This is a genomic window from Enterobacter sp. 296B2 (genome assembly GCF_034106185.1).
In the GTDB taxonomy this organism is placed as follows: domain Bacteria; phylum Pseudomonadota; class Gammaproteobacteria; order Enterobacterales; family Enterobacteriaceae; genus Enterobacter; species Enterobacter cloacae_N.
In genome coordinates this window covers 266560-280143 of the sequence record NZ_JAWNCA010000001.1, presented here as the reverse complement: position 1 = coordinate 280143, position 13584 = coordinate 266560, and the positions used below count along the sequence as shown (strand labels likewise).

Below are 13584 nucleotides of genomic sequence, written 5' to 3'. Positions count from 1 at the left end.
AGCTCCTTGTTATTGTTATCGAGCGAGATGGGGGCTCATCACGCGACCCAGCGCGGCCAGCAGGGTGTCGAGGATCAGGGCGAACAGAGCGGTGGCCGCCGCGCCGAGGATCAGGGTCGGGAAATCGTTCAGGTAAATGCCCGGGAAAATCAGCTCGCCGTAGCTGCTGGCGCCAATCAGGAAGGCCAGCGGCGCGGTACCGACGTTAATGGCCGTGGCGATGCGGATCCCCGAGAGCATGACCGGCCATGCGTTGGGCAGCTCAACCTGGCGCAGGCGCTGCCATTTGGTCATCCCAATCCCGTTTGCCGCTTCCAGCAGCGACGCAGGGACCGAGCACAGCCCGGCGTAGGTATTGCGCACTATCGGCAGCAGCGAGGCGAGGAACAGGGCGATGATGGCAGGCGTATCGCCGATGCCAATCACCACCATCGCCAGCGCCAGCACCGCCAGCGGGGGCAGGGTGTTGCCGACGTTGAAGATCTGCATCACATATTCGGCGACGCCCCGCGCGGCCGGGCGGCTCAGCAGAATCCCGGCCGGAATGCCCACCAGCAGGGCAAAAAACATCGAGGAGAAAACCAGAATCATGTGCTGTTGCCCGAGGTAAATCAGGTCAACCTGTCGCGCCTTGATTGTCTCAAGCCCAATACCCCAGACGAGGAGGGCGAGGACCACGATAATGGCGCCGACAAACAGCAGTGAACGTTTGAGTAATGGGTGCATTGCGGTGTGTCTCCCTGTGCGCATGCGTTATAGCAACCACCGGTTGCCTGTTGTTATGCCATGTTTCGGCAGGGGTAATTGAGCTATAGCAAGCGTTTGGGAAGGGTTCCAGCGAAGGGGGAAAATCAGTAACCCTATGAAATTAGTGACAACCTTAATTAAAGCCTTACGGCGTAAGGGCTGGTTGCGTGCCAGGCAGAATAGTCCTAAAGCGAATTTGCACAAGTGACAGTGTCACAAAATACAGGGCCCTTACGCCGATGTCATCGTTATTTACAGAGGGAGGCACGAACCCGGCGAACGCGAACCGAGATGCTAATGATAGAAAAAATGGCAACAATCGCGAGCATCAGCCCCAGCGCCAGCATGGCGTTAAACCCAATCCACCTGAACAGCAGCAGCCCCGCGATACCGCCCGTAATAAACGAGAAAAGGGTGGTTAAGTGGGTCTTGAGCTGACTTTTTTGCGCTGCGGTATCCTTCGAGTAATCCCTGCGAAGCATCGCCACCAGCACGGAGGCCAGTGATATTCCCGCATCCGTCAGGGTGCCGGTAATGTGCGTCGATCTTACCCGCCCTCCGGAGAGCTGCGTCGAGGTCGAATTATGAATGCCCATCAGGCTGCACAGGAAAATAATAATCTCGCGGTTGCTCGTGAGGGCGTGGAAATACATTTCGTAGAGAGATACGCCGGTCAATAATATCCCCTCGACGAATAGGATTTGGCAAAAAACCAGCCGGATATTATGGATAATCCCCCATAACACAATGAGACGCGCAAGGATTGCACCTGCAACAAAGGAGAGAATGATCGAGCCAAAGAAAATGATATCGCTCAGATCGGTGGAGGAGACTTCGCTGGATAATTGTGAGGTGTTGCCGGTCATGTGAGAGGGGAAGAAGCCAAACGCCCCAAGGGCGATGGCGTTCAGTAAACCTGCCGAGGTCGCCAGCCAGAGAGCAAGCCGGCGATCCTCCTTATGCGTTCGTTCTTTCTTGAGTCTAATCAGCAAGAATACCTCCGGGTTGAGCTTTGCCTGAATAGTCAGGCTAGCAAAGCGGTGCAACGGGCTGTCCAGGATATGGCTTAATTATTATTCCCTCTGACGCCAATCAGGGTTTAGTAATTAAATAAAATATCCTTGCTCAAGGTGTGGATGTGAATAATTAAAACTCTACCGTTATTTCCGCTCCCTTTATCCCCGCCGCGTTATCGGTGGAGACGTGAAAGCATAAACGTCAGCACGACCGCACTGAGGAGCAATATTCCACTCAGGGCAAACGTGCTCTGCCAGCCGAGACGATCGAACGCTATACCGCCCGCCGTTGAACCCAGCGCAATGGCGAGCTGGATCACCGCGACCATCAACCCCCCGCCCGCTTCGGCACTCTCCGGCAGTGTTCGGGCGATCCACGTCCACCAGCCCGTCGGTGCCGCCGTCGCCAGCATTCCCCACAGGCCTGACAGCAGGGCAACAATCCACACGCTGTGCCCGGTCAGAATCAACGCGCCAGCGATGGCGGCCATCAGCAGTGGAATGGATATCAACGTAAGGTAAAACGCCGCGTTCAGGACCAGCGCAACGAGCAGGGTGCCAACAAAACCGGCAATCCCGATGGTGAGCAAAATCAGCGACAGCCCGGAGGCGCTGACGTGCGTGACGGTCTCAAGAAAAGGGCGTACGTAGGTAAACAACGTAAACTGCCCCATAAAGAACAGGCCGCAGGCCATCAGACCGACGGAAATGACGGGCTGGCGGAACAGCCGAAAGACGCTGTCGCCTGACGCACCGTTTTTACGCCCGTTCATATCCGGCAGGCTAAAACACTGCCAGATAAATGCCGCTACCGCCACGGGCACCAGGCAAAGAAAGGCGCCGCGCCAGCCGATGGTGGCCCCCAGGTAGCTGCCAAGCGGGGCGGCGACCACCGTTGCCAGCGCGTTACCACCGTTGAAAATAGCCAGCGCGCGAGTGACCTGATGCGAGGGAACAAGACGAATAGCCGTTGCCGCAGACATGGACCAGAACCCGCCGATGGCGATGCCGATCAGCGCGCGGCCAGTCATATACGTCGGATAGTTCGGTGCAAAGGCAATAATCAGCCCCGAGAGAGCCATCAGTATCGTCATGCCCAGCAGAAGGTGTTTACGATTCATATTCCCGGCAAGCCGGGAGAGGAAGAGGCTGGTCAGTACCGCCAGCGCGCCGGAGATGGCAATACCCTGGCCTGCAAGCCCCTCCGTAACACCTAAATCTCCGGCAAGCGGGGTGAGCAGGCTTACGGGCATAAATTCTGAGGCAATCAGGACGAATACGCAGAGGGTCATGGCAAAAATACCGCCCCAGTACGCAGGTTCCTCATGCTGTGAGGTAGCGTGGTTTAATGTGGACATAGTCAGATTTCGCGCAGGACCGCCCGGCAAAACGGGCGGCAGAGGGGGTTATTTCAGGCTGGTTTTGAAGAACTGTTCAAACTGAGCAAACGGGATCTTCCCGGCAGCATTGTCGTAGAGATCGACATGGTTTGCGCCCGGGACAATCACCAGCTCTTTCTGCTTGCTGCCGACTGCTTTAAACGCATCTTCGGCGAAATAGCGGGAGTGTGCTTTTTCACCGGTGACGATAAGCGTCGGGATAGCGATCTCCCCGGCATAACTCAGGAGCGGCATGTTCATGAACGAGAGCGGCATCGTCGCAGTCCATGCGCCGGTTGAGTTAACGGAACGCGCATGGAAGCCGCGCGGCATGCGGTAGTAATCGTAAAACTCTTTCAGAACCGGATGCGGAGCGGCAGGCAAGGCTTCTGGCAGAATACGCTTGGCCGCGGTCACTTTGCCGTTCTCGTCAACATAAATGTCATGGCCACCCTGCGCAAAGGTGCCGCTCTCGGCATCCTTCCAGCGCTGCTCGTTCAGGTATTGCAGCACAGCATGGCGATCCGCCGCTGAATAACGATCTTTCCCGTCGCCCACGCCGTGACCCATCGCCCGGCTCATGTCATACATTACACTGGTTGCGACGGCTTTCACGCGCGTATCCATGGATGCCGCATTCAGCGCCATACCGCCCCAGCCGCAGATGCCAAGAATACCGATTCGGTTACGGTCGACCTCTTTCTGCTGTCCCAGGAAATCTACCGCGGCGCTAAAGTCTTCGGTGTTGATGTCCGGAGACGCGACGTTGCGCGGCTGGCCGCCACTTTCGCCCGTATAGGACGGGTCGAACGCCAGGGTCACAAATCCTTTTTCCGCCAGAGTCTGCGCATAGAGGCCGCTGGACTGCTCTTTGACCGCGCCGAATGGCCCGCTGACGGCAATCGCCGCCAGCTTACCGTCGCCGCGGTTTTTAGGAAGATAAAGATCGCCTATGAGGGTAATTCCGTAGCGGTTCTGGAAGGACACCTTGCGGTGGTTGACCTTGTCGCTCTCGGCGAAGGTTTTATCCCAGGCGGTGACCATCGAAACAGGCGCGTTTGGGTTGGTGTTTTCTGCATAACTCATTGTTGTCACTCCACTTAATGATGCGCAAAGCAGCATCGCAACGGACAATTTTTGGGTGAATGTTTTCATGAAAAGATCCCCTGTGCTGTTGTGTTGCGGTCATTATAGTTAGCAGGAATAGTGCTGATTAGAGGCTAAAACGTGCTAGGATTAATATCATATTGTTATGAATTGGCGGGCAGGATGGCGAAGCGAGAAAACTATAATGAGCTGTACCTGTTTATGCAGGTGGTGCGGGAGGGGAGCTTCACGGCGGCTGCGCAACGGCTCGGGCTGGCGCAGTCCGGCATCAGCCGCTCGGTTCGCGAGCTGGAGGAGCGGCTGGGCGTCCAGCTTCTTGTTCGCACCACGCGCAAGCTGTCACTCACCCACGCCGGGGAACAGCTCTATCAGACCGCCGGATCCGCATTCGATTCGCTCGATTCGGGCCTGGCGACCCTGGCACATTATCGTCAAACGCCGTCAGGTACGGTGCGCATCAACGCCAGTCAGCACGCCATCGACAAATGTCTGCTGCCAAAGCTAGCCATCTTTAAACAGCGTTACCCGGATATCCGGCTGGAGCTGATGAATGAAAGCCGCTTCGTTGACATTATCACCGAGCGGTTTGATGCCGGAGTAAGGCTGGGGCCGGAGGTGGGGCTGGGGATGATTGCGGTGCGCATCACGCCTGACATGGAAATGGCCGTCGTGGCCGCCCCGGGACACTTCAGGCGCTACGGTTTTCCCCAGACGCCAGCCGATTTGGCGGCTCATCCCTGTATTGCCTATCAGTTTGCCGATGGCAGTGATTATCAATGGGAGTTGGTTCAGGACGGGAAAAAAATCACCCATCGGCCAGAAGGGCAGTGGGCGCTGTCGGACAGCTATATGGAAGCCGAAGCCGCCCGGCTGGGGCTGGGGCTGGCCTATGTCCCGCTGGAGCTGGTGGTTGACGATCTGGAGCGAGGAACGCTTATCCGGGTATTACAACGCTACAGCCTGCGCATGGATGGACTGTATCTCTATTACCCGCACCGCAACGTGTCGCCCGCGCTGAGAGCGGTGATTGATACGCTGAAAATTTGATTACTGCGATAGCGGTTATTCGGCGACATTGTCTCCACGGACGTCTGATTGCTTGATTGATGAAAAAAAATTAGGCTAACATCAGATATGTAATGGCTCATTAAGAGTTAAAAAATGAAAAAAACACTCCCGAAATATACGTCCGTTGACTTATCTCGTTGGGCAAGGAAAGAACATTTTGAGATATTTCAGGGCTTTGCTCAATCGACATTTAATCAGACGGTTTTAATTGATATTACTGCGCTGTTAAAACATATCAAAGCGGTTGGCTGGAAATTTTACCCGACTATTATTTTTCTCATTTCGAAAATCGTTAACAGTCATCCGGAGTTCCGTATGGCTATGAAGGACAATGAGCTTATTATATGGAACGAAGTCCATCCAAACTATACCATTTTCCATAATGAAACAGAGACCTTTTCATCATTATGGAGCCATTACGATGGCAATATTCAGCACTTCCAGAACACCTATACTGAAGACATTGCACGCTACGGTAATAATCTTGCTTATTGGCCTAAAGAAGAATCCCGGGAGAATATCTTTTTTATATCAGGTATTCCCTGGGTAAGTTTTACCAGCTTTAACGTCAACGTTGCACACATGAAGAACTTTTTTGCCCCTATGTTTACGCTTGGAAAATACTACGAACAAGATGGAAAAGTATTATTGCCCCTCGCCGTTCAGGTTCATCATTCCGTGTGCGATGGTTTCCATGTGGCAAGACTGTACAATGAGCTACAGGCGATGATCGATGCCTTGCCGCGCCACTCGGCGCAATCCGGCGCGTGATGCGCCAGGCGCTGACGTTAATAAAAAAAAGCCGCAAGCAGCATGCTGCTTACGGCGTCAGGCTCGGTGACAATGTGGCGATCAGGCAGCTTTTACCGCTCTGATTTTTTTACTGTCAGCTTCAGCTGGCTCGGCTTTATCGTCAGCCGTTGGGGCATCGGGAGCAGGGAGCTTGCTGGTGCGCAGAATATGCTGCACGGTCTCTTTCTGCTCGGCGAGATACAGACCAAGATCTTCAGCCTGGTTTTCATCCATCTGCATTCCGCTTTGCAACAGCCAGTCGGTGAACGCGTCTGCCATATCGAGCAGCTTGTCGTGAGCGTCAGCCTCTTTCTTACTGGCAAATGTCATTTTCTCTTCACCTTTTCTTACGACAACATATTTTATTTCAACAGCCATCACGCACCTCTCATACTGTATTTATATACAGTATAACAGATCCGGGATGATGTTGCAGTAAAAAGTGAACTACTGGTGCATCGGCTGGGTTTCACGGCTGCCGATACTGCGTCGCCATGCGCCCGGAGCCTGGCCGTATTGACGCTTAAAGCTGCGGTTGAAGGACTGCTGAGAGTCAAAACCGAGCGCGATTGCCACGTTCAGAATAGGCTCATCGCTGTGGGCTAAGCGTTCAACCGATTTTTGCAGCTTTTGCGCGCGAATATATCCGGCGAGGGGGTAGCCCGTGTGCTCTTTGAACAGGCGCTGGAGGTGCCATTTCGAATAGCCGGAGCGTCTGGAGACGGTCTCAATGTCCAGGCGACTGTCGAGGTTGTTATCGATCCAGTCGAGTAAATCATGCATAAATGCGCCAGTGTTCATCAGGTTTCCCCCACGCAGCGATAGAAAAGTATCTTTGTCTGTTGCACTTTAAGGTGGCCTGGTTTTACGGTAATTGCAAGTTTTATTGTTGCATTTAAATCCTTGCCCGAAACGGGCCTTTTATCGTCGACGCAAATAGCACATAAAGTGCAACAATTATTCTTGCACTTAGTTAGGCGCATTCCTACAATCGCCGCGATAGTGTATTCGAAACTGTTACAGTTTTGTGGCGATGAACGACACAAATGGCCTTAAGCCAGCCCGGACAAAGGAAGTGGCGCAGCGCCTCCCGCTGCGTCTTGCCCGGCGGCTACAATTATCGGAATAAAAATAATGAGCCTGCAAAAAACCTGGGGAAACTATCATCTGAATGCGCTGGGAGCGATGCTGCTCTCCGTGCTGCTTGTCGGATGTGATGACAGCGTCGCGCAAAACGCCGCGCCGCCCGCGCCCGCCGTCAATGCTGCTGACGTGGTTGTTAAATCCATTAGCCAGTGGGATAGCTTTAACGGCCGGATTGAAGCTGTGGAAAGCGTGCAGCTTCGTCCCCGCGTCTCTGGCTACATCGACAAAGTGAATTTCACCGACGGCCAGGAAGTGAAAAAGGGCGAGGTGCTGTTCACGATTGATGACCGAACCTATCGCGCCGCGCTGGAGCAGGCGCAGGCGACGCTGGAAAGGGCCAAAACGCAGGCCAGCCTGGCGCGAAGCGAGGCTAACCGTACCGATAAATTAATCAATACCAACCTGGTATCCCGTGAAGAGTGGGAGCAGCGCCGTTCGGCCGCCATCCAGGCACAGGCCGATATTCGCGCAGCCCAGGCTGCGGTCGACGCCGCGCAGCTGAATCTCGACTTTACCAAAGTGACGGCACCTATTGATGGCCGCGCCAGCCGGGCGTTAATCACCAGCGGCAATCTGGTCTCCGCGGGCGACAGCGCCAGTGTGCTCACCACGCTGGTCTCGCAGAAGACGGTTTACGTCTACTTTGACGTGGATGAGTCAACCTATCTTCACTATCAAAATCTGGCGCGCAGCGGGCAGGGGGCGTCCAGCCATCATACGGCGCTACCGGTTGAGATCGGCCTTGCCGGCGAGGAGGGCTACCCCCATCAGGGTAAAGTGGACTTCCTGGATAATCAGCTCACGCCGAGTACCGGTACGATCCGCATGCGCGCGCTGCTGGATAACGCGCAGCGCCAGTTCACGCCGGGACTTTTTGCCCGCGTTCGCCTGCCGGGCAGCGCAGAATTCCAGGCGATGCTTATCGACGACAAAGCGGTGCTGACTGACCAGGATCGCAAGTATGTCTATATCGTGGATAAAGAGGGCAAAGCGCAGCGTCGCGATATTACGCCGGGGCGTCTGGCCGACGGTTTACGCATCGTGCAGCAGGGGCTGAAACCTGGCGATAAAGTCATCGTCGACGGTTTACAAAAAGTGTTTATGCCGGGTATGCCGGTGAACGCGAAAACCGTCGCCATGACCGCCAGCGCCGCCCTCAACTGATCACTTGACCTGAGAATCCTTCCCATGGACTTTTCCCGCTTTTTCATCGACAGGCCCATTTTCGCTGCCGTACTGTCGATTCTGATTTTTATCACAGGATTAATCGCCATCCCGCTGCTGCCGGTGAGCGAGTATCCTGACGTCGTACCGCCAAGCGTGCAGGTGCGCGCAGAGTATCCGGGCGCCAACCCGAAAGTGATTGCCGAGACCGTGGCGACGCCGCTGGAAGAGGCGATCAACGGCGTCGAGAACATGATGTACATGAAATCCGTCGCCGGCTCGGACGGCGTGCTGGTCACGACCGTCACGTTCCGTCCAGGTACCGATCCGGATCAGGCGCAGGTACAGGTGCAAAACCGCGTAGCGCAGGCCGAGGCGCGTCTACCGGAAGACGTGCGGCGCCTGGGCATCACGACGCAGAAGCAGTCACCAACGCTTACGCTGGTGGTGCATCTGTTCTCGCCCAACGGTAAGTACGATTCACTGTACATGCGCAACTACGCCACGCTGAAGGTGAAGGACGAGCTGGCGCGTCTGCCCGGCGTCGGGCAGATCCAGATTTTTGGCTCCGGTGAATACGCCATGCGCATCTGGCTGGACCCGAACAAGGTTGCGGCCCGCGGGCTGACCGCCTCGGACGTGGTCACGGCAATGCAGGAGCAGAACGTGCAGGTGTCCGCCGGGCAGCTTGGCGCCGAGCCGCTGCCGAAAGAGAGCGATTTCCTGATCTCCATTAACGCTCAGGGCCGTCTGCATACCGAAGAAGAGTTTGGCAACATTGTCCTGAAAACGTCGGAGGACGGTTCGGTCGTCCGCCTGCGCGACGTGGCGCGTATCGAGATGGGTTCCGGCAGCTATGCGCTGCGTTCCCAGCTTAACAATAAAGACGCGGTCGGGATTGGTATCTTCCAGTCACCGGGAGCAAACGCCATCGATTTGTCTAACGCGGTGCGCGCGAAAATGGAGGAACTGTCCACCCGTTTCCCGGAAGATATGAAATGGGCGGCACCTTACGATCCGACGGTTTTCGTGCGCGACTCCATCCGTGCGGTGGTGCAAACCCTGCTGGAAGCGGTGGTGCTGGTTGTACTGGTGGTGATCCTGTTCCTGCAAACCTGGCGCGCGTCGATCATTCCGCTGATCGCGGTGCCGGTGTCGGTGGTGGGGACGTTCAGCATTCTCTATCTGCTGGGCTTTTCGCTTAACACCCTCAGCCTGTTCGGGCTGGTGCTGGCCATCGGCATCGTGGTGGACGACGCCATCGTGGTGGTGGAAAACGTCGAGCGAAATATCGAAGAGGGGCTTGCGCCGCTTGCGGCGGCGCATCAGGCGATGCGTGAGGTCTCCGGGCCGATTATCGCGATTGCGCTGGTGCTGTGCGCGGTGTTCGTGCCGATGGCGTTCCTCTCCGGCGTTACCGGTCAGTTCTACAAGCAGTTTGCGGTGACGATCGCGATTTCCACGGTGATCTCCGCCATCAACTCGCTGACGCTCTCTCCGGCGCTGGCCGCGCTACTGTTAAAACCGCACGGCGCGCCGAAAGACTTCCCGACCCGGCTTATTGATCGCCTGTTCGGCTGGATTTTCCGTCCGTTTAACCGCTTTTTCCATCGTAGCTCGAACGGCTATCAGGGGCTGGTGGGCAAAACGCTTGGCCGACGCGGCGCGGTGTTTGTGGTTTATCTTCTGCTGCTGTGTGCCGCGGGCGTCATGTTTAAAGCGGTGCCCGGCGGGTTTATTCCGACCCAGGATAAGCTTTACCTGATTGGCGGCGTGAAGATGCCGGAAGGCTCGTCGCTGGCCCGCACCGACGCGGTGATCCGCAAAATGAGCGAAATTGGCATGAACACCGAAGGCGTGGATTACGCGGTCGCGTTTCCAGGGCTGAACGCGCTGCAGTTCACCAACACGCCGAATACCGGGACGGTCTTCTTTGGCCTGAAGCCGTTTGACCAGCGCAAGCACTCAGCGGCGGAAATTAACGCGGAGATCAACGCCAAAATCGCGCAAATCCAGCAGGGCTTTGGTTTCTCCATCCTGCCGCCGCCGATTCTGGGCCTGGGCCAGGGATCGGGCTACTCGCTGTACATTCAGGATCGCGCGGGCCTGGGCTATGGTGCGCTGCAAAACGCGGTGAACACCATGTCCGGTGCAATTATGCAGACGCCGGGAATGCATTTCCCAATCTCCACTTACCAGGCTAACGTTCCGCAGCTGGACGTGCAGGTTGACCGCGATAAGGCAAAAGCGCAGGGCGTGTCGCTGACCGATCTGTTCGGTACGCTGCAAACCTATCTGGGCTCGTCGTACGTGAACGACTTCAACCAGTTCGGGCGTACCTGGCGCGTGATGGCGCAGGCAGACGGGCAGTTCCGCGACAGCGTGGAGGATATTGCGAATTTACGCACCCGGAATAGTCAGGGCGAAATGGTGCCGATTGGCAGCATGGTAAAAATCACGACCACCTACGGGCCGGACCCGGTGATCCGCTACAATGGCTACCCGGCGGCAGATCTGATCGGCGATGCCGACCCGCGCGTGCTCTCGTCCGCTCAGGCGATGACGCAGCTGGACGCGATGTCTAAGCAAATCCTGCCGAACGGGATGAACATAGAATGGACGGACCTGAGCTTCCAGCAGGCCACCCAGGGTAATACGGCACTGATCGTCTTCCCGGTCGCGGTGCTGCTGGCGTTCCTGGTGCTGGCGGCGCTGTATGAAAGCTGGACGCTGCCGCTGGCGGTGATCCTCATCGTGCCGATGACGATGCTCTCCGCACTGTTTGGCGTCTGGCTGACCGGTGGCGATAACAACGTCTTCGTGCAGGTGGGGCTGGTGGTGCTGATGGGGCTGGCGTGTAAAAACGCGATTCTTATCGTGGAGTTTGCCCGCGAGCTGGAAATTCAGGGCAAAGGCATCATGGAAGCTGCGCTTGAAGCGTGCCGCCTGCGTTTGCGTCCGATTGTGATGACCTCCATCGCCTTTATCGCCGGGACCATTCCGCTGATCCTCGGCCACGGCGCGGGCGCAGAAGTGCGTGGCGTCACCGGGATCACGGTCTTCTCCGGGATGCTCGGCGTAACGCTGTTTGGCCTGTTCCTGACACCGGTATTCTACGTGACGCTGCGTAAGTTTGTGACGCGCGGCAAAGTGGAAAGAGAGGTTCTGCCCGCGTAGGGATATCGCAGATAACAAAAAAACCGCCTTTATCGTAAAGGCGGTTTTTTTTCGCGAAAATTAATGGGCTTTTTTGTACTGGGCAATAAGTTCAGGTAAAGGATCGCACCCGCTGGTATCGGCTTTTTTAACCTCGTCCAGCGCGCTTGCCACGGTGTGGCGCGCTAATACCGCGAGCGATGCCTGCTCCGCTTCTTCGGAAATCGATTTAAAGTACCAGCAGGCGTTCGCGCTGACCACGCAGCGGGCCGGCACGTCAGGGCGCGACGCCCAGAGTTTTTTATCTTCGGTGACCGAAAGGTAGATATCGCGCAGGGTGATCTCTTCCGGTGGACGACCAAGATGAATAGAGCCGTTGCGGCCAAGCGTTGAGACGATAATGCCGTCGCGCGTGAGTGGAACCATCAATTTGCGGATAAAGCTCGGATTGGCTTCCAGGCCGTAGGCCAGAATTGCACTTGTCGAACGTTCACCTAGTTGCTCCGCCATCGCTACGCTGAGAACCATCTGCAAAGCTGTCGGGAAGCGGTAATCTAACATTTCTCTTTCCTGGGTAGCGGTGAATCTTGTTCTTTTTGGCACCGCAGAGGTGAATAAGCAATAAACAACAATATAACAAATACGGTAATTTTTTTGAAGCAATCTGCGGCATTTGCGATCGAACACCCTGTTCCGGTTTAGCTAAACGTGCGGTCCGGGAAGTCAACCGTCACCAGGAGGCCACCTTCCGCTGAGGTACTCAGGTTTACACTGCTGTTATGTTGCAGTGCAACCGCTTTGACGATGGCAAGCCCCAGTCCGCTTCCGCTCTGCACCTGATTGGGATCGCGGAAAAACCGGTCGAAGACGCGCTCGCGCAATTCAACCGGAATGCCCGGCCCCTCATCGGAGACGCGTATTTGGGCTGATTTATCTGCTGAGCGTACCTCTACCTGAATCCGTCCGCCCTCAGGACTGTACTTCACGGCGTTTTCAATAAGATTGTCTATCAGCGACATCAGACGTTCCCGGACGCCAGCGATCCAGATTTCATCCTCAGCGAAGAATTCCAGCTCAATCCTGCGCCCGGACGCCAGCGGCTCCAGCGCAGCCATTCGCTCTTGTATGAGTGACGTCAGCGGCACGGGCTCCATCGCGGTGTCAATGCGCGCTTCACTGTGCATCATCAGCAGCAGCTGGTTGACGAGCCGAGCCGCCCGGCTGTTGCTGCGCACAATCCCTGCAAGCAGCTGCCGCTGGCTCTCGCTGCTCGCCCAGGACTGCAGCGCCTCCACGTTGATGCGCATCGCTGCCAGCGGCGTACGCAGCTCGTGCGCGGCGTCAGCAATGAAAACCCGTTCCCGTTCAGCGCTTTCCCGCACTCTGGCAAGAAAATCGTTTATCGCGTCCACCATTTTGCGAAGCTCCCTGTGCCTGGGGCCGGCTTTTAAGGGAGAGAGATCGTCTGGCCTGCGTAATGAAATTTCATTCACCACCTTGCTCCAGGGACGCATCGCAATGCGGATCGACAGCCACGCGGGAAACAGAAGAAAAGGAATACAGACCAGCAGCGGCATAATGTAGTAGCCGCGTGAGTTCAGATAGATAAAGAAGTTCCAACTGCCGGCCGGGGTGAAAAGCGTAACTTCCACGTCGGAACGAGGGGACTTAAGGGTACGGCTGGTCCAGGTACGACCGTCACTCTGAACACGCTGCATTTCCCCCAGCCTGGTGTTCATTACCCCCGTCGGAGCGCCATCCGATGAAAAAATGATTGCGTTATTCTTACGAACGATGAGGTTGATTGATAATGCGGGATCTTCGCCGCCGCCATAGCCTTCCCGCAACGCCTTACTGAACGCTTCCAGCACCTCGTTACGGTCCTGCGGGCGCTCGCCAATATGATCAACCAGAGTAAAAATGGTTTCGTAGGTCTTACTGCCCGTGAGTATCGGAGGGCTACGCAGGTCCTCCAACAATATGAAGGTCAAAAAAATACACTACAGCAG

12 protein-coding genes are annotated in these 13584 nt (G+C 56.0%); 4 read left to right on the top strand and 8 right to left on the bottom strand.

All coding sequences use genetic code 11. The features are described from left to right. Positions 1 to 15: 15 nt before the first annotated feature. The 4 genes from osmY to URZ40_RS01285 form a co-directional block, all read right to left on the bottom strand. Positions 16 to 726 (bottom strand): osmoprotectant ABC transporter permease OsmY, encoded by a 711-nt coding sequence (gene osmY / locus URZ40_RS01300; protein ID WP_116340238.1) that lies wholly within the window; start codon positions 724 to 726, stop codon positions 16 to 18. A gap of 269 nt (positions 727 to 995) precedes the next feature. Next, positions 996 to 1739 carry a YoaK family protein gene (locus URZ40_RS01295; protein ID WP_320719664.1) on the bottom strand — a complete coding sequence of 248 codons (744 nt, stop codon included), beginning with the start codon at positions 1737 to 1739 and terminating at the stop codon, positions 996 to 998. A 197-nt stretch (positions 1740 to 1936) separates the two neighbouring features. Next, positions 1937 to 3121, bottom strand: a complete 1185-nt coding sequence (locus URZ40_RS01290; RefSeq protein ID WP_320719629.1) for an MFS transporter — start codon at positions 3119 to 3121, stop codon at positions 1937 to 1939. 48 nt (positions 3122 to 3169) lie between these two features. Continuing rightward, entirely contained in the window at positions 3170 to 4297 is a 1128-nt protein-coding gene (locus URZ40_RS01285; protein ID WP_320719628.1) for an alpha/beta hydrolase, read from the bottom strand. Positions 4298 to 4411: 114 nt separating this feature from the next. Here URZ40_RS01285 and URZ40_RS01280 point away from each other — a divergent pair, with 114 nt between their 5' ends. Both URZ40_RS01280 and catA read left to right on the top strand, forming a co-directional pair. Continuing rightward, positions 4412 to 5296 (top strand): LysR family transcriptional regulator, encoded by an 885-nt coding sequence (locus URZ40_RS01280; RefSeq protein ID WP_320719627.1) that lies wholly within the window; start codon positions 4412 to 4414, stop codon positions 5294 to 5296. Positions 5297 to 5410: 114 nt separating this feature from the next. Then, positions 5411 to 6088 carry a type A chloramphenicol O-acetyltransferase gene (gene catA, locus URZ40_RS01275; protein WP_320719626.1) on the top strand — a complete coding sequence of 226 codons (678 nt, stop codon included), beginning with the start codon at positions 5411 to 5413 and terminating at the stop codon, positions 6086 to 6088. 81 nt (positions 6089 to 6169) lie between these two features. Here the strand turns inward: catA and URZ40_RS01270 are convergent, their stop codons facing one another. After that, positions 6170 to 6487, bottom strand: a complete 318-nt coding sequence (locus URZ40_RS01270; RefSeq protein ID WP_116340232.1) for a YebG family protein — start codon at positions 6485 to 6487, stop codon at positions 6170 to 6172. 69 nt (positions 6488 to 6556) lie between these two features. After that, positions 6557 to 6910: a helix-turn-helix domain-containing protein gene (locus URZ40_RS01265; protein ID WP_116340230.1), complete on the bottom strand. Its 354-nt coding sequence runs from the start codon at positions 6908 to 6910 to the stop codon at positions 6557 to 6559. Between the two features lie 333 nt (positions 6911 to 7243). Between URZ40_RS01265 and URZ40_RS01260 the strand changes: the two genes are divergently transcribed. Continuing rightward, positions 7244 to 8419, top strand: a complete 1176-nt coding sequence (locus URZ40_RS01260; protein WP_163329133.1) for an efflux RND transporter periplasmic adaptor subunit — start codon at positions 7244 to 7246, stop codon at positions 8417 to 8419. 24 nt (positions 8420 to 8443) lie between these two features. After that, the gene (gene oqxB, locus URZ40_RS01255; protein WP_116340225.1) at positions 8444 to 11596 is read left to right on the top strand and encodes a multidrug efflux RND transporter permease subunit OqxB; all 3153 of its coding nucleotides are present in this window, start codon (positions 8444 to 8446) and stop codon (positions 11594 to 11596) included. Between the two features lie 60 nt (positions 11597 to 11656). Here the strand turns inward: oqxB and URZ40_RS01250 are convergent, their stop codons facing one another. Together URZ40_RS01250 and URZ40_RS01245 are read right to left on the bottom strand one after the other, a co-directional pair. Further along, positions 11657 to 12136: an Rrf2 family transcriptional regulator gene (locus tag URZ40_RS01250; RefSeq protein ID WP_116340223.1), complete on the bottom strand. Its 480-nt coding sequence runs from the start codon at positions 12134 to 12136 to the stop codon at positions 11657 to 11659. Between the two features lie 137 nt (positions 12137 to 12273). After that, positions 12274 to 13572: a HAMP domain-containing sensor histidine kinase gene (locus tag URZ40_RS01245; RefSeq protein ID WP_320719663.1), complete on the bottom strand. Its 1299-nt coding sequence runs from the start codon at positions 13570 to 13572 to the stop codon at positions 12274 to 12276. Positions 13573 to 13584: the final 12 nt, after the last annotated feature.

Bases quoted from the DNA above. Each gene is read 5' to 3' on its own strand.
- osmY (WP_116340238.1), bottom strand. From the start codon at position 726: ATGCACCCATTACTCAAACGTTCACTGCTGTTTGTCGGCGCCATTATC.
- URZ40_RS01290 (WP_320719629.1), bottom strand. From the start codon at position 3,121: ATGTCCACATTAAACCACGCTACCTCACAGCATGAGGAACCTGCGTAC.
- URZ40_RS01285 (WP_320719628.1), bottom strand. From the start codon at position 4,297: ATGAAAACATTCACCCAAAAATTGTCCGTTGCGATGCTGCTTTGCGCA.
- URZ40_RS01280 (WP_320719627.1), top strand. From the start codon at position 4,412: ATGGCGAAGCGAGAAAACTATAATGAGCTGTACCTGTTTATGCAGGTG.
- catA (WP_320719626.1), top strand. From the start codon at position 5,411: ATGAAAAAAACACTCCCGAAATATACGTCCGTTGACTTATCTCGTTGG.
- URZ40_RS01270 (WP_116340232.1), bottom strand. From the start codon at position 6,487: ATGGCTGTTGAAATAAAATATGTTGTCGTAAGAAAAGGTGAAGAGAAA.
- URZ40_RS01265 (WP_116340230.1), bottom strand. From the start codon at position 6,910: ATGAACACTGGCGCATTTATGCATGATTTACTCGACTGGATCGATAAC.
- URZ40_RS01260 (WP_163329133.1), top strand. From the start codon at position 7,244: ATGAGCCTGCAAAAAACCTGGGGAAACTATCATCTGAATGCGCTGGGA.
- oqxB (WP_116340225.1), top strand. From the start codon at position 8,444: ATGGACTTTTCCCGCTTTTTCATCGACAGGCCCATTTTCGCTGCCGTA.
- URZ40_RS01250 (WP_116340223.1), bottom strand. From the start codon at position 12,136: ATGTTAGATTACCGCTTCCCGACAGCTTTGCAGATGGTTCTCAGCGTA.